Origin of the sequence: Proteus sp. G2669 (genome assembly GCF_009915245.1) — a bacterium.
GTDB lineage: Bacteria > Pseudomonadota > Gammaproteobacteria > Enterobacterales > Enterobacteriaceae > Proteus.
In genome coordinates this window covers 241,222-259,474 of sequence record NZ_JAABLX010000055.1, presented here as the reverse complement: position 1 = coordinate 259,474, position 18,253 = coordinate 241,222, and the positions used below count along the sequence as shown (strand labels likewise).

Genomic DNA, 18,253 nt, shown 5'->3' with positions numbered 1-18,253 from the left:
ATATTTCCTTTGAAAAAAAGAGGGAACCTACGTTCCCCTTTGACGTAAATATGGGGTAATTAAATATAGAGTAATAAATTATTGAGTATATTTAATTGTCACAGTAACATCCGCATTAGCATTTCCTGGTGATACTTCTTCTGCCGTGGTTACATAACGCGCATAATATGTTTTTTGACCTTGATTACCTTTTAGTGTAATACCTTCTGCTTCAGTATTTGGCGTGAAATAAGTCTCACTGTTAGGATCACCTAAAAGACCAATACCAACACCTTTTGCGTCACTTACTTTATATAAGCTAGGGTTTTCATTATCTTCAGTTCCTTCAAATGTCACTCGTGCGGTTCCTAATGTTGCAGGGCAACCACTTAAGCCGATGGTAAATGGCATTGCTTCTGTTTTTTCACCTACAGTATTAAAGGTATTTGTTAACCAAGTGCCTAATTGGACCGTGCCTTCATTTTGATTTTGGTTATTAGTTTCAACTGTGCAAGTTGAATCAATAAATTGACCTTTAAAATGAATAACACCAGTTGTGTTACCATCAGCAGGTGCTGCATTTGCAATACCAGAAAATGAAGCTGCAATAATAGATGTGATTAAAAGTGTTTTAGAAAAAGTCATAAGTTTTCTCGTTAAATTAAATAATGTTTATTTATTTAGTCGGCAATATTTCGAAGATTTAAACATTAAATATGTGCCGGCATGTTCAACTCGAAGAAATTATATTTACTTTTTCTTATGAGATCTACATTGCAATACCTTTTCAAAAATTTGCTGTAGTTTGAAATATTAAATTTTTAAATATCATTTTTGTACTTTGCTTTTGGTGATTTAGTCTGATTTTTAACTTACATATAATATTAAAATCTGATAATAAGCATCTTGTGAGTGCTTGATATAATGTTCGAAATTGTAACGTAAAATTTCAGAGGACATAGAATTTAACGCTTTCTTAGGATTTATCCTTATATTAGATAAATAATATAAATGTTTGATCACGCGCAGTATAAAATTTAGGCTCTACGTATAAATCGCTAGTATTAATAAAATAAAAGTTAATAACCTGTATTACAGATTAATTTTATTTAAATAAAGCGATGGTGCAAAGAAATGATATTATTCATTGTGGCTAAAGAGTTAATGACTCTGTTGTAATCAAGCTTTAAACACGGTGGTTATAATGGAATGTTAAACTTAAAAATGAGAATGGGGAGTATCATGAGAAAACAATATAAGAAGATGGCCACTTATTTTTCGTTTTTATTTATTGTTTCGGCATTGGGTGCGTACTATTGGCTTAAACTACCCTATTCTTTTTCTTATCAGCGTCAACTGGCTACTAATTTTATTAGTAATATCAATAATGAAGAATATGAACAGGCATTTAATCTGACACAACGAAACATGTACACAGGGAAAACATTAGAAGAGTTTAAAGCTAAAGCGATAAGAGAAATCCCTGCTTCTGGATATCAGTTTGCTTATAGTTTTCCAAAACAAACAAATGGAAACCGACTACGTCGTTGGTTTAATGGCACTGAAGTCGAAATGCAGGATATCAATATCGAATTTAAAGGCCCCACTGATCTTAGGATCACGCTAAGGCATACTGGCGATGACGAATGGGAAGTTTTTTATATTACAAGTCATGCTGGATAATAACGCTTCATCTCTATTTTTATTCAGCCCATTTTATTGCCACTTCCACGGCTTTCTTGTACTCTGCACCGCTTCTTACCTTGAAATTAATAATACGTATTTGAGAAAATCATGACAGGACATATTTCTAAAGATCCACTACATGGCGTCACTCTTGAAATGCAGGTAAATGCGCTGGTGGCTAAATATGGTTGGGCTAAATTAGGTCAACTTATCAAGATTAACTGCTTTAGAAGTGATCCTAGCGTGAAATCAAGTTTGAAATTTTTGCGCAGAACTCCTTGGGCACGCGCTGAAGTAGAAGCGCTCTATCTCGATTCTCTTGAAGCTGATATTGATGATGTGATTGAAGTGATCGACCATCCTGATTGTGATCCTTGGGCGAATAGCCGTCGAAAGTAAAATATCTAGAATCGATAAAATAGTACTGAAGATATTACTCTCACTCATCCCTAAACTCTTTTGGCGTCATACCAAATTCTTTTTTAAAGATAGAGTAAAAGTATTGCAATGACGGATAGCCACACATCACGGAAATTTCTTGAATTGCGAGTGTTGTCGTGGCTAATAAATTTTGAGCGCGTTTGAGTTTTTCTTCATAAATAACAGTATGAATTGTCTTGCCAATTTCCTTTTTAAACCGTTGCTCTAAATTAGAACGCGACATATTAACTGCATCTAAAACTTGCTCTGTTTTTATCCCTTTACAGGCATTGTAATAAATATAATGCATAGCTTGAACAACAGTGGGATCGTTAAATGAGTGAAAATCAGTTGAGCGCCGTTCAACAATTTTAACGGGGGGAACTAATATTCTTTGCTGTTTATCTGTTACATGCCCTTCTAGGGTTTGATGTAATAATTTTGCAGCTAAATATCCCATTTGCCGTGAACCTTGCACAACAGAAGATAATGCAATGCGGGATAAATAGCGTGTCATATCTTCATCATCAATTCCGATAATGCTTATTTCTTCAGGCACATTAATATTTAAATTATCGCAAACTTGCAATAAATGACGCGCTCTTGCATCAGTGACCGCAATAATCCCTGTTTGTGGCGGTAAAGTTTGTATCCAATCAGATAAACGATTCTGTGCGTGTTGCCAATTTTCTTGGGTAATATCCATGCCGTTATAAACAATGCCTGGATATTTTTCACTGGTGACTAATTGACGAAAAGCGTGCTCTCGTTCATTAGACCAATGGGGATGATCTTTTGCGGGTAAACCATAAAAAGCAAAATGCTTAAGCCCTTTCTGTTTTAAATGCAAAAAGGCTTGCTGAACTAATTCATAATTATCAGTGGCGATATAAGGTACTGGCGGGTAATTTTTTTCTTGGTGATAAGAGCCACCTACACCAATTACCGCTAACGATGATTGGCTTAAATGCTTAGCAATAATTGGATCGTCAAAATCTGCAATAATACCGTCACAAACCCAGTGATTAATATTATCCAGTCGAGTACGAAAATCTTCTTCAATAAAGACATCCCAATGGCACTGTGATGCCTGAAGGTATTCTCCAACCCCCTCAACTACTTGACGGTCGTACACTTTATTAGCATTGAATAACAGCACAATACGAAAGTATGTATCTTTTTTCATTTTTGTTTACCTATTCCCCAAGGCTGGCATTAAACCATAGCTTTAGATTTGTAAGAACTTGCTTTCATCGCTATGTGATTACTATCACACAAGCCAAATTTCATAATAGCAAAGTAAAAAATAGGAATAACCAATGTTAAGAACAACGAGTATTTTGTTTTTAAACACGATTGCCGAGGAGATTTTTCATGTATCAGAATAACTTTAATAAATTAATTTCTAGGCAAAATACCTATAGCGCAAAATGGTGTAATAGTAACGCCAATGTTATTCCATTATCTGTTGCAGATATGGAAATTGCTGCACCTGATTTTATTACAAACAAACTTGCTGAATTTAATCACAAGGGAATTTATGGTTATACCGATCTTAGCCATGATTGGAATAATGTTGCCGCTAATTGGTTTAAAAGCCAATATCAATGGATAGTTGCCCCTGAGACGATTGTATTTTGTCCTCGTGTTATACAAGCGGTTTCACTTTATATCCAGAATTTCACACAAATAGGCGATAAAGTCACAACGCTGTCTCCGGCTTATCATCCTATTAGTAATGCTGTTTGTGTAAATAACCGCGAGTTATTAGAAAGCCCATTAATTTATCGTGACGGTTATTATGAAATTGATTTTGACGATCTAGAAAATAAGTTTAAACAGTCGGTCTGTTTTATGTTGCTCTCACCACACAATCCAACAGGTACGGTATGGCAACAAACTGACTTAATAAAAATAGCAAAGCTTGCACAAAAATATCACGTTTTTATTATTTCTGATGATGTGCACGCAGATTTTGTTTTTGATGATGCTCTCTATCACCCTATTTCATCTTTAAACACCTATGTAGAACAGCACTCTTTTATTTGTACATCTCCAGCTAAAACTTTCAATTTAGCAGGACTAGAGATAGCGAATATTGTGATTGCTAACCCTGAATATCGTGAAAAATTTAAACAGTGTTTGATTGCCGCTGGTATTCATAATCCAGGATATTTTTCTGTTCCCGCTTTTTTACAAGCCTATACCTTACAAGGCCAACAATGGGTTGGTGAATTAAAAACGTACCTTGCTGATAACCGACGTTGGGTAAAGGAACAATGTGAACGTCACTTTCCCGATTGGGTTATCACACAAAGTCATGGCACCTACATGCTATGGGTTAATTACCAAAAAATGCAGTTAACCGAAGAACAACTAAAACATTGGTTTGTTTCATTAGCCGAAGTGGAAATGAGTTGGGGGCGTGGTTTTGGTGCGGTTGGGGATGGTTTTTTCCGCATTAATATCGCGACACCTCGTTCAATATTAGAAACCGTTTTCACTCGGCTTATTCGTACCTTACCTCACGCCAGTTTGGAATAAATTACAATGAAAACGCAAACGATAAACAGCCCAAGAACGCCTACGCTTCTTGAATCGCTCTTTCCTATTCTCACTATGGTGGTGTTATTAGGAGGAGGCTATGCCGCTTTTGATTTACCACCAGAACCATTAATGGTGCTTTCGACTGTTGTGGCTGCACTGTTAGTAAAACGGTTGGGATATCGCTATGACGAGATCTTAACAGCTATCTCACAAAAGATTGCTAAAACTATGCCAGCATTGCTGATTTTAATCAGTGTGGGCTTGTTAATAGGCACATGGATGATTGGTGGCACCATTCCACTGATGATCTATTACGGCTTGAAAATGATCAGCCCAGAAATGCTATATGTTACAGCATTATTGGTCACGTCATTGGTGTCGGTCTGTACAGGAACATCATGGGGTTCTGCTGGAACCATCGGTGTTGCATTTATGGGCGTTGCAGTGGGCATGGAAGCAAACCTTGCAGCTACAGCGGGTGCCGTAGTTGCTGGGGCTTATTTTGGTGACAAGCTTTCACCATTATCAGGTGATACTAACCTTGCCGCAATGGCAGCAAGGATCGACCTTTATCAACATATTTGGCACTTACTTTATACCACACTGCCTTCGCTGATTTTAACGGCGATTGTGATGACGGTTTATGGCATGAATGGCGATTTAGCGGGTCAAGGTGTGCCAGAAAAAGTGACATTAATTACTAATGGTCTTGAGAATGTTTATAACTTCAATCTTATTCTTCTCATTCCAGTATTAGTGATTTTATATGGTTCAGTAACGAAAAAACCCACTATCCCAGTGATGTTAGCTTCTGCCGCAATTGCGATGCTTAACGCTTATCTTATTCAAGGTTTTGGTTTACATGACATCGTAAAAAGTGCGGTTGATGGTTTCAACGTCTCGATGATCCAAGGTAAAGAAGTTCCTGAATTGTTAGGTAATTTGCTAAATCGTGGTGGCATGAACTCCATGATGAGCACTCTGCTTATCTGTTTCTGCGCCCTCTCTTTTGCTGGTACTTTATCGCTAAGTGGCGCATTAGAAGTGATTGTCCATGCATTGTTAAAAATGGTGCACTCAACAGGTTCAATGATCTTAGCCACAATTGCCTGCGGACTAACCATGATTGGCGTGACCTGTAATGGACAAATCTCAATCCTTATTCCTATTGAAATGTTACGTGGTGCCTATATTGAACGAGGCTTACATCCTAAAAATCTGGCGCGTACTGTAGAAGACTCCGCCACTATCTTTGAACCTATTTTACCGTGGACTGCTGCAGGCGCTTATATGGCGGGTACGTTAGGTGTTGCAACCTTAAGTTACTTACCTTGGGCTGTATTGTGCTGGAGTGGCATCTTCTTTGCCATGCTGTGGGGTTTTACGGGCTTTGGCATTGCCAAATTAACACCAGAAGAGCAGGAAGAAATGACTGCTGAGCTTGGATCACATTCAGAATTACAACTTGATACTAAATAAGGACGGTTCCATGTCTTACTTTAATAAAATTGAACAAATTCAATATGAAGGCACAACAAGCGATAACCCATTAGCATTTCGTTACTATAACCCTGATGAGATTATTTTGGGTAAACGAATGGAAGATCACCTAAGATTCGCAGCTTGTTATTGGCATAACTTCTGCTGGAATGGTTCTGATATGTTCGGTATCGGCACTTTTGATAGACCGTGGCAAACACCTGGTGAAGCTTTAGAGCAAGCTAAGCGTAAAGCAGATGTGGCCTTTGAGTTCTTTCATAAGCTCAATGTTCCTTTCTACTGTTTTCATGATGTCGATGTAATTTCTGAAGGGAATAGCATCAATGAATATATTTCTAACATGGCGGCAATCACCGACGTATTAGCGCAGAAACAAGAAGAAACCAACGTTAAGTTATTATGGGGAACCGCAAACTGCTTCACTAATCCTCGTTATGGCGCAGGTGCTGCAACAAACCCTGATCCTGATGTTTTTGCATGGGCCGCAACACAAGTGTGTGAAGCGATGAAAGCGACAAAAGCGCTGGGTGGCGAAAACTATGTATTATGGGGTGGACGCGAAGGCTATGAAACGCTGTTAAATACTGATTTACGCCAAGAAAGAGAGCAAATTGGCCGCTTTATGCAGATGGTGGTTGAGCACAAACACAAAATTGGTTTCCAAGGCACATTATTGATTGAGCCAAAACCTCAAGAGCCAACAAAACATCAATATGATTATGACACTGCAACCGTTTATGGCTTCTTAAAGCAGTTTGGTCTTGAAAAAGAAGTGAAAGTAAACATTGAAGCAAACCACGCAACATTAGCAGGACATAGCTTCCACCATGAGATTGCAACTGCGATTGCGTTAGGCATTTTAGGCTCAGTTGATGCTAACCGTGGTGATCCGCAATTAGGTTGGGATACAGACCAATTCCCAAATAGTGTAGAAGAAAATGCACTAGTCATGTATGAAATTCTTAAATCAGGTGGCTTTACTACAGGTGGATTAAACTTTGATGCTAAAGTTCGTCGCCAAAGCAATGATAAATATGACCTATTCTACGGGCATATTTCAGGAATGGACACAATGGCAATGGCATTACGCATTGCGGCAAGAATGATCCAAGATGGTGGCCTTGATAAATTCACGGCACAGCGCTATTCAGGTTGGAGTGCTGAATTTGGCCAAAATATCTTACAAGGTAAATTAAGCCTTGAAGATGTGGCGAAATACGCACAAAGCAATACATTAGCGCCACAGTTACAAAGTGGACGTCAAGAAATGCTAGAAAGTTTAGTGAATCGCTATATTTTTGGTTAATGGCATAAACGTAATAACACAGCGGGTTTTCCGCTGTGTTTATTAATTAGATACAGGTCATGAGGTAATTTCATGTATTTAGGGCTAGATTTAGGCACTTCAAGCGTTAAAGCGATCATCATGAATGAGCAAGGCGATGTTATTGCCAGCCATTCTGTTTCTTTAGCAATATCACGCCCTCACCCTCAATGGTCAGAACAAGATCCACTGCAATGGTGGCAAGCAACGGAAGAAGCTATTCTCCAGCTTGGTCGCAATTATCCGATGGAACAAATAGAGGCAATTGGATTAAGCGGACAAATGCATGGAGCCGTTTTACTTGATGCTCAACAAGTCGTTTTACGCCCTGCGATCTTATGGAACGATGGCCGTAGTTTTAAACAGTGTCAGATGCTTGAGGCTAAATATCCTCAGTTTAAAAAAATCACTGGTAACTTAGTTATGCCCGGCTTTACGGCACCAAAACTACAATGGGTTGCTGAAAACGAGCTTGAAAATTTTCAACGTATTGCGCATGTTTTATTACCGAAAGATTTTTTACGTTGGAAGATGAGTGGTAATTTTGCCAGTGATATGTCGGATGCCGCCGGTACGCTTTGGTTGGATATGCAAAAGCGTGACTGGAGTGATGAACTTTTAGGTGCAACAGGCTTAACGCGTCGGCAGATGCCAACATTGTTTGAAGGTAATCAAATCACCGGTTATCTATTAGCTGATGTGGCTAAAAAATGGCAAATGAAGCAAGTACCTATTATTGCGGGTGGCGGTGATAATGCTGCGGGGGCAATCGGTGTTGGCGTTTACCAACCCGGTCAGGCGATGCTCTCTTTAGGTACTTCTGGTGTTTATTTTGTTGTTAGCGAAAAATTTCTCCAAAATAGTGACGATGCAGTACACAGTTTTTGTCACGCATTACCCAATACTTGGCATTTAATGTCAGTGATGTTAAGTGCAGCATCATGTCTTGATTGGGTGTGTCAATTGACAGGAATTGAGAGTGTGAGTGCGATGTTTGAAGAGATTGAACACGCTACTTTTGCTGATAGCCCTCTACTCTTTTTACCTTATCTTTCAGGTGAACGGACGCCTTATAACAACCCTAATGCCAAAGGTGTTTTTTGGGGATTAACTCATGAACATCAACGTGCTGACTTATGCCTAGCTGTTCTTGAAGGTGTAAGCTTTGCGTTACGACAAGGGATTGAAGTTGCTGATAATGCTGGACAATTAACGGATAACATTACGTTAATTGGTGGTGGTGCAAGAAGCGAATATTGGCGACAACTTCTGGCAGATATTACAGGAAAAACCCTTGATTATCGCCAAGGTGGTGATGTTGGCCCTGCACTTGGTGCAGCAAGACTAGCACAATTAGCAGTAAACCCTGCTCATTCATCACAAGTAATTCTTTCTCAACCTAAGCTTGAAAAACGCCATACACCCAATTTAGAAAAACATAAAACATACGAAAAAAAATATCATGCTTTTAAAAAGCTATATTCATTGATTGATACGATGGAAATATAGCAATATTGCGTCAATATCAGGGTAATACTTAAAACCACTCAATAAAGAGTGGTTTTATTTTTCACTTACAGTTGTAAGATAAGATGCACTATGAGATCTCTCTATATTGAAAACATAATAGATAAGAAGGCAAAATGAAAAAATTAGGTTTAGTTATCATCGGAGTATCATTGCTAACGGGTTGTATGACTAAATCTCTATGGAACAATAATCCTGTTTCAGATTTTACTTATCATTATGAAGAAGAATATAAAGATGTAATTACTGAAGTCGTTAAATTGGAATTAAAAGAAGATAAAGAGCCATTAGTTATACGAGATGGTAGCGCTATTTCACTTAGAGGGATGTCACTAGCGAGTAAAACCCGAATTTATAATATCTCTTATGGTGATTACCCATTAAAAGTTATCTATAAATATATGCCAAAAATGAAATTTAGCGCCAGAATAGCATCTCAAGGTGCCGTTCCTTTTGAAATTCAAAATAGACACGTTAATAAAGGCGATAATATTTTAGCTTCTGATATTCAAGGTGTTTTCTTATTTTCAATCAATCCTGAAGTAAAACTACTGGAAAGTGAAATAAAAGAGCTAGAACAGGCTCATTTTAAAAAAGAGTGCAAAGCACAAGATGGTAGCTTGCAGTGGTGTATTGATTTTTGGATCAATGCCAATGTTTTTGAACGTAACCAAACGAGATATGTGGTTATCGTAGAAAAAGTGTTACCTAAACCTATTAATATTGCTCTTTATGATTTAAAAGGCACACCAAAAACGAATGTCGGAAATTTAGTAGGTAATACAATAGGTACACCGGTATTTATTATTGGTGATGTATTACTGGCTCCATTAGGCGCTTTATTGGGTGTTGTTGTTCAGAGTGCAGGGAATTAATTTTTTGGAAGGGTTATGATCCGGCTAAATATTTTTTCCATTGGCACGTAATTAATATTTACTCCATCGATATTAGCCTGAATCCATTCTTCTGGTTCAATATTTTTCCAATTTAAATCATAACCTGCAGCTAACGATAGGTGCTCAAAAAATAGCCTCTGAACTCTTCCGTTACCTTCTCTAAAAGGATGGATCATATTGAACTCAATATAATACTCAGCAAGTTTTTTACAGAAATCGTGTCGTTTTAGATTAATTAGCCAGTTTTCTTTTTCTAGTTGTAAAAATAATTTATTCACTTCGATAGCAATTCTTGTATTGGTACAAAATCGTGTTCCTCCTTTAGATATATCAATTGTTCGGATTTTTCCCGCCCAATCATAGAGTTCAGAGAAAAGTTGATAATGTATATAACAAAGGTAATCTAAATTATAAGGAGGAAGGAAAAATCTAATATTTTTAATTGTAATGGCAGTAATTTCTCTTTCTGCTTCCTCTAGGAGTTCAATATTTTTTATGTTTAATTTGTTTTTTAAGGTACTTGAGCCAGAATAACAATAATGGTCGTGGATGACGTCATATTTGTCCATATGTTATCCTTGATAATACTTTGCTAGAATTTTTTCTAAACTTGTTGATTCATCAGGAATTTTTATATCTAACCCCTCTAATTTTGAACTATCACAAAATTTCTCTAATTTATATTTTTCATAATATTCGTAGGGATCAAAACTATTTAAAACAGGTAATTTCTTTAATTTGTCTATTTTTAATTCTAACGCCTTCCAACTCTTTGCTTTAATTGTAAATCCCAGTTTTTCTGATAGTTGTTTTTTAGTATCTAAAAAAGATCCCATTTTATAATTTAATGAATCACCTGAATTTAACCAAAGAATAAAGTCATTAATTGACATTATAGTTTTGTATAATGAAATCCAATCTGTAACTATAATTTTTGTATCAAGTTCATTTTCGATAATTTTGACGAGCTCATTAAAAGAACCTAATAATTTTAAATCCTCTATATTATTAGTTTTTAAAATATTTTTAATATACATGTTCAAAGCTCTCATTCTCTAAAATTTACTGATATATTCATCATACTATATCGTGTTTTTTTATTTAACAATAGTAATTGAAAATACGACTTTCAAGGTAATTCCTTGCTAGTAATAGGGCTTACTAGCAAGGAAAAAAATTAACGATACCCACTACGATGGTTTTTGGCTGACCAACTATAAGTTTCATCACTAGGGGCTAATTTCTGTTTTTTCTTGAGGGCTTGTGCTTTTTTGGTGGCTTTTTCAACTTCGAGGGAGATTTCGGTAATAATGGAGTCTTTGGTTCTGTTCATTTCAGCATTAGTTAATTCACGTCCGAACTTCTTTTTCTCTTGAGCTATTCGGGTTCTTACTCGCATTCGTTGGGCATCTGTCATTTCTTGGAGTGTCAGTTTCTTCATTCTTTTACCCTACTTATGTTGAGTGAGGAGAGATTAATATAACACTATTAAGATTCCTCTCCATCATTATATTTAAAATTGGAGAAATTAATTTATTATTACATTAAAAATGCATTACGCCTGAATAAGTGCGTAATGCATAAACAATAACTGTAAATAACAAATTAAACTAATTGCAGAAATGCTGTTTTAAATCCATCGATATCTTGCTGTGTTGTTGCCCAAGAAGTACAAAGACGTAAGCAACTCAAATTAAGATCTTCAAGTAATACACGATGAAAAACAAACTGTTGTGTTAATTTTTCCGCAATCGTGTTTGGCAGAATAACAAAAACTTGGTTAGATTCTGGCGGTGCTAAAAATTCAAAACCTTGTGCAGTAAAGAATTCGGTTAATTGTGATGCCATTTCATTAAGGTGTTTGCCTAATTTAAAATAGAGATCATCTTTAAATAAAGCTTCAAATTGCGCACCTAATAACCAACCTTTTGCTTGTAATCCACCCTTTTGTTTTAAGCTAAAACGAAAATCAGATTTTAATGCAGGATGGCAAATCACTAGCGTTTCAGCTGACATTGCACCGATTTTAGTACCACCAATATAAAACGCATCGGTTAAACTGGCGATATCTTCAATAGTCAGATCACTTTGAGCTGACATTAATCCTGCGGCTAAACGCGCACCATCAAGGTACAACCACAAATTATGCTCGTTACAGAAATCACGGAGTGCTTGTAGTTCTGTTTTACGATAAACCGTACCAATTTCGGTGGCATTCGTAATATAAACAAGCTTAGGTTGAACCCAATGTTCATCGTTATGTTCAGCAAGAATAGGTTTTAATAATGCAGGGGTTAATTTACCATCAGCCGAAAATGTGGTGATAACTTTATGCCCTGTTGCTTCAATAGCGCCGGTTTCATGTGTTGCAATATGTCCTGTACTCACAGAAATAACAGCTTGGTGTGGGCGTAAAAAATGAGAAATCGCGGTTAAATTAGTGATGGTACCACCATTAAAAAAGTGAATATCCGCATCAGGCTGTTGAATACGCTGTTTTATTGAGTGAGCAGCTTGATGACAAAGCGTATCCATGCCATATCCATCATAGCGTTGACCCACTGTATCCGTGATTGCCTTCATGACCGCGGGATGTGCAATTTCATTATAATCATTTTGGAAGCGGTACATGTGTTCTCCTGTCAAATGTTGTATTTTTTTATTGTGTTTTATAAATAAAAACGCTCCACATCTAATCAATACACCGATTAAATGTAAAGCGCTTTAATATCTTGAAAATGTAAGTTATTTAAAGCAGACCTCGCCCCAGCGTGCTAATCCTGCGGTAACCGATCCAAAATCATTCCCTTTCACAATAGGAATATTAGGTAATTGTTGTTCTATTGCTTGGCATAAAATCGGTGAACGCGCTGAGCCACCCGTCATAAAGATAGCATCCGGTTTTATTCCCCCTTGTTGAACAGCGTCATTAACTAATTCAATCATTTTACTTTTAGGGGATTCAATCGACTCCACCATTTGTTCACGCTCAATGGTGCATTCTAATGTTTCACTTAATAAGGCGATATTAGCAATATATTCAGGAGAATCTGATAAAGCAATTTTAGCTTCTTCAGCACGTCGAACAATGCTATAACCCAGTGTTTCATTATACACTTCGATTAGACGAGCTATTTTTTCAGGTTCTTTTGCATCTCGTCTAAGTTGATTTAATGCGGCTAAATTTTGACGAGAATAAAAATCTTTTTGTGCTTCGACATTATTAATCGCAATGGGATCCCAGAATTGTTTCAGCGGTAATTTAATACCAGAAGAAGTTAATCCTGTCATACCGAATAAAGGCATAAGCTGTTTAAAAGCAAGGTAAATATCAAGATCATTACCACCAACACGTTGTCCACTATGGGCTAGTAAGGTGTTTGAACGATCAGTTTTTCCTTGATAACTCGGCCCCATCTGAATTAATGAACAATCTATTGTACCTCCGCCAATATCAACGACGAGCACTGTTTGGTCTTTATTTAAGGTTGATTCATATTCAAGCCCAGCCGCTACTGGTTCAAATTCAAACATAATATTCTTAAAGCCAGCCCTTTTAGCTGCGCGGATAAGAATACTTTCTGCTTGTTTATTTGACGTTTCACCACCTAACCCATTAAAGTTAATAGGTTTGCCAATAACGGTATCTGTAATTGCTTCTTGTGTGCTTTTTTCTGCTTGATGTTTAATATTCGCCATCATGGCGCACACTAAATCTTCAAAGAAGCTAATTTGTATATCATGCAGGCCAGAAGCCCCTAAAAAGGATTTCGGTGATTTAACGTAATAGACATCGCGCGGATCACGTAGATATAAACTTAGTGCGGATTGTCCGAAAAGAATATCTTCAGGAACTAATTCAATATCTTCTTCTCGATTAAACGCAATCGACTTTCTTAGTAATTGTTCGCCAATTTCACTGGAAGGTTTAATATTTAAATGGCGAAATAAGTGCTCAGAAACAGATTCACGGGTTGGCGCACAAAGGGTCGATGGAATATAGACATCATTACCTTCTAAAGGCAAAAGAGTCGGTTTTCCTTCTTTCATGATTGCAACAGAACAATTCGATGTTCCGTAATCAAAGCCTATAAACATTCAGCCTCCCCAATAGACTTCATTAAAAAAAGACTGAGCACTCTACATCAAGATTTTTGCAATTACCACCAGATTATAAAGTCAAAAAGAGTGTCAATGAGCCAAGTAATTTAGTGTATGGGGGGCTTATAATATTCTTAACAAAATTAAAATGGTTATAAAATTATTAGAGATTTTTTCAAGAAGGCGCAAAAAACATGAAGATAATTTATTTATGCATTATAGGTATATCTGATTATGAAGGCCCTGATTTTATTTTAGGGGCTTTTGACAACAGAGATGCTGCTGAAAAAGCAAAAATGACTTTCATTAAAGATAATCAAAACGACGAAAATCAAGTTAAAGTTCTCACTGAAAAGGACAGATGGATCGAAGTTGAAGAAGTGAAATTAGACACTTTTAGTTGTAATATCCCTCTTTCAGATTTTTATTATATTGTTTCACGTTTTAGTGAAGGTTTTGGTCAGATCTATCGAGATATTAAAGTTATTTTTGATAACTATGAAAATGCCCTCTCTAAATTAGAACAACTTGAAAGAGAGTCTGATGAATCAGATTCCTCATTCCCTGAATACTTTGCGATTGAAAAGCTACAAGCAAATCAAATTAATGCTAAAACCGTAACGCAGTGGTTAACAGGTGACTTTTTCGGTGATGATAATCGTTTATTGTGATCATTTTCTTTCAATGTTGCGTTGGTAGTCGCTATGAACACCAAACTGCTCTTTTAAGAAATCAACAAATAGCGTTATCTTGCGAGGAAGATTTTTTTTATCAGGATAAACTACATAAATAAAGTGTTCAGGTAAATCGAAGTGCGTCAATATTGGGATAAGTTTTTTATCTGTATTTGATAAGGCTGTTTGAGTAATAAAATGAGGGAGTAAAGCAATACCTATTCCCTGCAAAACGGCTTGTAATAATGCTTCACTGTTATTGGCACGATAACTACCTTTAGGAATATGGCTATATTTTTTACCTCTTTGATAAAAAATCCACTCTAAGCCAGCTTGATATAATGAATACGATAAGCAATTGTGATTTTTTAGCTCAGAAACTTGTGTGGGTTCACCATATTTTTCAAGATACTCTGAAGAAGCGTAAAGTTGGCTATGACAAGGTGATAATTGACGCGCTATTAATGAGGAATCGGGTAATTCACCAATTCTAATTGCAAGATCGTACCCTTCTGCTACTAAATCCGTTACTTTATCATCAAATAAAAGTTGTACATCAAGCTCTGGGTACTTCTGCATAAATAAAGGCATTATTTTAGCAAGATGTAACGTACCAAATGACATGGGCGCTGAAATTTTAATGTTGCCTTTGGCTTTATCGCTAAATTGTGAAATGGCCTCTTCTGCCATTACAGCTAACTTATAAGATCCCCGAATATAGCCAATATAGACAATGCCCTCTTCAGTTAAGCTGACACTTCTTGTCGTTCTATGAAATAGGCGTATACCTAATTTCTCTTCTACACCTTGGATGGCCTTACTGACCGCTGATTTTGTCATATTCAATGTTTTGGCTGCTTTGGTAATACTCAAATGCTCAGCCACAGCAATCAGAATGGGAAAAACGTTCATATCATTCATATTGTCAACCTAGAGTAAACAGTGTGTTTCCTTGCCAGTATTCTCAAAAAGGAATATTTTAAGCCTACACAAAAATAATTTATACAAATTTAATATTATGAATAACAAGTATATTCTCTCTCTTGTTGCGGTCTTTTCTGGCGTTTTACTTTCATTAATGATTATGAGTAATAGCTATTTAGCTAGTTTTACAACACCATTAACCGCATCATGGATAACACACGCTATAGGAACTCTTTTCTCTTTAATTATATATATTTTATATTTAAGAAAGAATCAACAGAACAAGAAAAATAATAATAAGATAAAAATTCTATGGTATTTGGGTGGGATACCTGGTGCTTTTACGGTGTTATTAGCTGCAATTACAGTAAATAGCTCATTATCACTTTCAGGTAGTATTATTTTAATGATAACAGGACAAATTCTTTTTAGTGTTATTGTTGATGCAATGGGATGGTTCGGGGTTGAAAAAAGAAAAATTATCCTACGCGATTTGTTTATGTGCTTTTTACTTATTTCTGGTAGCACATTATTAATTATAGGTAGATAACTAATGAGTATTTTTATTTTAATTGCATTGTTTAATGGTGTCTGTATTGTAACAAGCCGTACTTTAAATGGTAAGTTAGCACAAAATAGTAATGCTTTTTATAGCTCTTTAATCAATCACTTAATTGGTTTTATATTCTTAACTGTCTTTGTTTTATGGATAAAAGATTATCATTCTATTGAACTATCAACGATCCCTTTAATTGCCTTTGCTGGTGGTATTATTGGCGCGTTCTTCGTTGTCATTAATAGTTATGTTTTACCGCTGTTGGGTGTCATGTTAACTTCTGTTTTAGCCATCTGCGGACAAATGATCTCAAGTCTGATTATTGATATATGCAGTGGTGTTGAAAGCAATAACCTACTATTGCAAATAATAGGTATTTTATTGATTATTGGTGGTGTATTAATAAAATTTACTAAGCAATTTAAATAAAAAATAAAGGAAGGTTTATCCCTCCCTTTTTATTTTTCCTATTTTTGACTAATAAAGTTATTACTGAAATTGGATATAAAGTAATTTTTATCACAACTCATCGTTATTGTTAGATTGGGTTTTAATCCACCTAAATAGCAGTCAATCGAGTCGGTAAATAAATGGAATAAACATCCTACTGCAATGGCTTTTAATTTCCATGAAGGTAAAAACCATATACCCAAATAAACCAAAGCGGCCCAACCCGTGTGTAATGGATGAAATCCAACACTACAACGATTGGGATCAAAAATAGGTGTTGCTAGCAAATGGTCAATATCAATGGCCATTGTTCCGATCATAAGCAGTGAGGCTATCTTCCAATCCTTACGCCAGAAAAAATAGCCTAATAAAATGGGTACCAGAAAATGCAAGCTATAGTGTAAAAGTGTTCTAAAAATTTCAAGTATCACAAGATCCCCAATGCTCTAAAAATATTTATTATTTAATTACCAAATAGTTGTTGTATTCTTTATTTGAACTAACTTTAAAGGAGTTTTTTAATTAAGGAATTCATAATGAAACGCAATACAATATTGGTTGGTTTATTATCCTCATTACTCGCAGTTTCAGTAGCGAGTGAAGCCTGCTCTAGTTTGGCTATACTTGATAAAAATAATAACGTTTACCAAGGTAGAACACTTGAACTGACGGCAGATTTACCTTCATGGGTTACTTTTTATCCTAAAAATACACAATTTACAAAAAAAGCTCCTAATGGTGAAAATAGCCTAAGTTATAGCAATAAATATGACATATTAGCCGTTACAACCGATATCTTTTTTGATGGTGATGATCATAACTTATTACAAGGTTTAAATAGTGCGGGTTTGTCATTTAGCGCCAATATGATAACAGAAGCTGAATTATCACCGCTTGATAAAAAGGATTATGATAAAGCCATTCCCGTCACTTCTATCGGTGAATGGGCATTAGCTAATTTTTCAACAGTTGAAGAAGTACAAAAAGCGGTTGAGTCAGGTTATTTTTGGGCCCCTGTGTTAAAAAACTTTGGCAATCTAAAATCGCCTTTTCACTATGCCTTCTATGATAAAAAAGGTGGCAGTATCGTCGTTGAAGCCACAAATGGTAAATTACACGTTTATCAAAATCCAACCCGTGTAATGACAAATGGTCCAGACTTTCCTTGGCATTTAACTAACCTTAATAATTATAGCCAATTAACTAATATTGATAAATCTTCAGGTAAATTGGCTAATATCAATGTCGTACAGCCTGATAGTGGCATTGCAACATCTCAATTACCTTCATCAGATACGTCTGTCGGTCGTTTTATCCGCGCGGTTTATTTTTCAACCTATGCACCAACAGCCGAATCGACACCTGAAGCGATGAATACCCTAGCGCACATTATGAATCGCTTTGATAGAACAAAAAATATCACGGCTGATATCATGGGAGAAAGTCAAAGCACCAGTAATCAACTGCAAACGGAATACACGGTTTGGACAACGTTATCTGATTTAACGAATGGTGTAATGAAAATAAGAGGCTATAACGATATCAACTATACCGAATATTCTCTTTCACAGTTTAAAGATATGAATAATCCTGTTTTTGAACAGATTAACGTGAGTAAATAATCTTTCATCGTTGTGTTAGAGGCTGGCGACTTATTATTAACGTCGCC

General features: G+C 36.1%; 20 protein-coding genes. 11 read left to right on the top strand and 9 right to left on the bottom strand.

Annotated elements, in window-relative coordinates:
• Nucleotides 1-78 precede the first annotated feature (78 nt).
• The gene (locus tag GWI68_RS18635) at nt 79-624 is read right to left on the bottom strand and encodes a fimbrial protein (RefSeq protein ID WP_166541251.1); all 546 of its coding nucleotides are present in this window, start codon (nt 622-624) and stop codon (nt 79-81) included.
• A 597-nt stretch (nt 625-1,221) separates the two neighbouring features.
• Between GWI68_RS18635 and GWI68_RS18630 the strand changes: the two genes are divergently transcribed.
• Nucleotides 1,222-1,662: a hypothetical protein gene (locus GWI68_RS18630; RefSeq protein ID WP_166541250.1), complete on the top strand. Its 441-nt coding sequence runs from the start codon at nt 1,222-1,224 to the stop codon at nt 1,660-1,662.
• A gap of 111 nt (nt 1,663-1,773) precedes the next feature.
• Entirely contained in the window at nt 1,774-2,064 is a 291-nt protein-coding gene (locus GWI68_RS18625; RefSeq protein WP_109408260.1) for a VF530 family protein, read from the top strand.
• Nucleotides 2,065-2,104: 40 nt separating this feature from the next.
• On the opposite strand, the gene GWI68_RS18620 is transcribed toward GWI68_RS18625, so the two are convergent.
• On the bottom strand, nt 2,105-3,271 hold the full coding sequence (locus tag GWI68_RS18620) for a XylR family transcriptional regulator (RefSeq protein WP_109408259.1): 1,167 nt from the start codon (nt 3,269-3,271) through the stop codon (nt 2,105-2,107).
• Nucleotides 3,272-3,459: 188 nt separating this feature from the next.
• On the opposite strand from GWI68_RS18620, the gene GWI68_RS20190 reads away from it, so the two are divergent.
• From GWI68_RS20190 to GWI68_RS18600, 5 genes are all read left to right on the top strand, one after another.
• Entirely contained in the window at nt 3,460-4,629 is a 1,170-nt protein-coding gene (locus GWI68_RS20190) for a MalY/PatB family protein (RefSeq protein WP_208105247.1), read from the top strand.
• Nucleotides 4,630-4,635: 6 nt separating this feature from the next.
• Nucleotides 4,636-6,111, top strand: a complete 1,476-nt coding sequence (gene nhaC, locus GWI68_RS20185) for a Na+/H+ antiporter NhaC (RefSeq protein WP_109408257.1) — start codon at nt 4,636-4,638, stop codon at nt 6,109-6,111.
• A gap of 10 nt (nt 6,112-6,121) precedes the next feature.
• The gene (gene xylA / locus GWI68_RS18610; protein WP_166541249.1) at nt 6,122-7,438 is read left to right on the top strand and encodes a xylose isomerase; all 1,317 of its coding nucleotides are present in this window, start codon (nt 6,122-6,124) and stop codon (nt 7,436-7,438) included.
• A 72-nt stretch (nt 7,439-7,510) separates the two neighbouring features.
• Nucleotides 7,511-8,965, top strand: a complete 1,455-nt coding sequence (gene xylB, locus GWI68_RS18605; protein WP_166541248.1) for a xylulokinase — start codon at nt 7,511-7,513, stop codon at nt 8,963-8,965.
• A 134-nt stretch (nt 8,966-9,099) separates the two neighbouring features.
• On the top strand, nt 9,100-9,858 hold the full coding sequence (locus GWI68_RS18600) for a hypothetical protein (RefSeq protein ID WP_166541247.1): 759 nt from the start codon (nt 9,100-9,102) through the stop codon (nt 9,856-9,858).
• On the opposite strand, the gene GWI68_RS18595 is transcribed toward GWI68_RS18600, so the two are convergent.
• The 5 genes from GWI68_RS18595 to yegD all read right to left on the bottom strand — a co-directional run bounded on the left by GWI68_RS18595 (nt 9,855) and on the right by yegD (nt 13,977).
• A complete protein-coding gene (locus GWI68_RS18595) occupies nt 9,855-10,448 on the bottom strand; it encodes a putative adenosine monophosphate-protein transferase Fic (protein ID WP_166541246.1) in 594 nt (197 codons plus the stop codon). The genes GWI68_RS18600 and GWI68_RS18595 overlap by 4 nt on opposite strands.
• A gap of 3 nt (nt 10,449-10,451) precedes the next feature.
• Nucleotides 10,452-10,916 carry a hypothetical protein gene (locus tag GWI68_RS18590; RefSeq protein ID WP_166541245.1) on the bottom strand — a complete coding sequence of 155 codons (465 nt, stop codon included), beginning with the start codon at nt 10,914-10,916 and terminating at the stop codon, nt 10,452-10,454.
• A gap of 140 nt (nt 10,917-11,056) precedes the next feature.
• On the bottom strand, nt 11,057-11,320 hold the full coding sequence (locus GWI68_RS18585; RefSeq protein ID WP_109408254.1) for a DUF3811 domain-containing protein: 264 nt from the start codon (nt 11,318-11,320) through the stop codon (nt 11,057-11,059).
• Nucleotides 11,321-11,484: 164 nt separating this feature from the next.
• Nucleotides 11,485-12,510: an aminotransferase class I/II-fold pyridoxal phosphate-dependent enzyme gene (locus GWI68_RS18580; protein WP_166541244.1), complete on the bottom strand. Its 1,026-nt coding sequence runs from the start codon at nt 12,508-12,510 to the stop codon at nt 11,485-11,487.
• A 114-nt stretch (nt 12,511-12,624) separates the two neighbouring features.
• Nucleotides 12,625-13,977: a molecular chaperone gene (gene yegD, locus GWI68_RS18575; protein ID WP_166541243.1), complete on the bottom strand. Its 1,353-nt coding sequence runs from the start codon at nt 13,975-13,977 to the stop codon at nt 12,625-12,627.
• 197 nt (nt 13,978-14,174) lie between these two features.
• Here yegD and GWI68_RS18570 point away from each other — a divergent pair, with 197 nt between their 5' ends.
• Complete coding sequence (locus GWI68_RS18570) at nt 14,175-14,651, top strand: hypothetical protein (RefSeq protein ID WP_166541242.1); 477 nt, start codon at nt 14,175-14,177, stop codon at nt 14,649-14,651.
• Here the strand turns inward: GWI68_RS18570 and GWI68_RS18565 are convergent, their stop codons facing one another.
• Nucleotides 14,652-15,575: a LysR family transcriptional regulator gene (locus GWI68_RS18565; RefSeq protein WP_166541241.1), complete on the bottom strand. Its 924-nt coding sequence runs from the start codon at nt 15,573-15,575 to the stop codon at nt 14,652-14,654.
• Nucleotides 15,576-15,672: 97 nt separating this feature from the next.
• Between GWI68_RS18565 and GWI68_RS18560 the strand changes: the two genes are divergently transcribed.
• A complete protein-coding gene (locus GWI68_RS18560) occupies nt 15,673-16,128 on the top strand; it encodes a DMT family transporter (protein ID WP_166541240.1) in 456 nt (151 codons plus the stop codon).
• Nucleotides 16,129-16,131: 3 nt separating this feature from the next.
• A complete protein-coding gene (locus tag GWI68_RS18555) occupies nt 16,132-16,563 on the top strand; it encodes a DMT family transporter (RefSeq protein ID WP_166541239.1) in 432 nt (143 codons plus the stop codon).
• A 38-nt stretch (nt 16,564-16,601) separates the two neighbouring features.
• Here the strand turns inward: GWI68_RS18555 and GWI68_RS18550 are convergent, their stop codons facing one another.
• Complete coding sequence (locus GWI68_RS18550) at nt 16,602-17,015, bottom strand: DUF6122 family protein (RefSeq protein ID WP_166541238.1); 414 nt, start codon at nt 17,013-17,015, stop codon at nt 16,602-16,604.
• Between the two features lie 102 nt (nt 17,016-17,117).
• On the opposite strand from GWI68_RS18550, the gene GWI68_RS18545 reads away from it, so the two are divergent.
• Nucleotides 17,118-18,206 carry a linear amide C-N hydrolase gene (locus tag GWI68_RS18545; protein ID WP_227336955.1) on the top strand — a complete coding sequence of 363 codons (1,089 nt, stop codon included), beginning with the start codon at nt 17,118-17,120 and terminating at the stop codon, nt 18,204-18,206.
• Nucleotides 18,207-18,253 lie beyond the last annotated feature (47 nt).

Coding starts and splice junctions, on each gene's coding strand:
- GWI68_RS18635 (WP_166541251.1), bottom strand. CDS start 624: ATGACTTTTTCTAAAACACTTTTAATCACATCTATTATTGCAGCTTCA.
- GWI68_RS18630 (WP_166541250.1), top strand. CDS start 1,222: ATGAGAAAACAATATAAGAAGATGGCCACTTATTTTTCGTTTTTATTT.
- GWI68_RS18625 (WP_109408260.1), top strand. CDS start 1,774: ATGACAGGACATATTTCTAAAGATCCACTACATGGCGTCACTCTTGAA.
- GWI68_RS18620 (WP_109408259.1), bottom strand. CDS start 3,271: ATGAAAAAAGATACATACTTTCGTATTGTGCTGTTATTCAATGCTAAT.
- GWI68_RS20190 (WP_208105247.1), top strand. CDS start 3,460: ATGTATCAGAATAACTTTAATAAATTAATTTCTAGGCAAAATACCTAT.
- nhaC (WP_109408257.1), top strand. CDS start 4,636: ATGAAAACGCAAACGATAAACAGCCCAAGAACGCCTACGCTTCTTGAA.
- xylA (WP_166541249.1), top strand. CDS start 6,122: ATGTCTTACTTTAATAAAATTGAACAAATTCAATATGAAGGCACAACA.
- xylB (WP_166541248.1), top strand. CDS start 7,511: ATGTATTTAGGGCTAGATTTAGGCACTTCAAGCGTTAAAGCGATCATC.
- GWI68_RS18600 (WP_166541247.1), top strand. CDS start 9,100: ATGAAAAAATTAGGTTTAGTTATCATCGGAGTATCATTGCTAACGGGT.
- GWI68_RS18595 (WP_166541246.1), bottom strand. CDS start 10,448: ATGGACAAATATGACGTCATCCACGACCATTATTGTTATTCTGGCTCA.
- GWI68_RS18590 (WP_166541245.1), bottom strand. CDS start 10,916: ATGTATATTAAAAATATTTTAAAAACTAATAATATAGAGGATTTAAAA.
- GWI68_RS18585 (WP_109408254.1), bottom strand. CDS start 11,320: ATGAAGAAACTGACACTCCAAGAAATGACAGATGCCCAACGAATGCGA.
- GWI68_RS18580 (WP_166541244.1), bottom strand. CDS start 12,510: ATGTACCGCTTCCAAAATGATTATAATGAAATTGCACATCCCGCGGTC.
- yegD (WP_166541243.1), bottom strand. CDS start 13,977: ATGTTTATAGGCTTTGATTACGGAACATCGAATTGTTCTGTTGCAATC.
- GWI68_RS18570 (WP_166541242.1), top strand. CDS start 14,175: ATGAAGATAATTTATTTATGCATTATAGGTATATCTGATTATGAAGGC.
- GWI68_RS18565 (WP_166541241.1), bottom strand. CDS start 15,575: ATGAATGATATGAACGTTTTTCCCATTCTGATTGCTGTGGCTGAGCAT.
- GWI68_RS18560 (WP_166541240.1), top strand. CDS start 15,673: ATGAATAACAAGTATATTCTCTCTCTTGTTGCGGTCTTTTCTGGCGTT.
- GWI68_RS18555 (WP_166541239.1), top strand. CDS start 16,132: ATGAGTATTTTTATTTTAATTGCATTGTTTAATGGTGTCTGTATTGTA.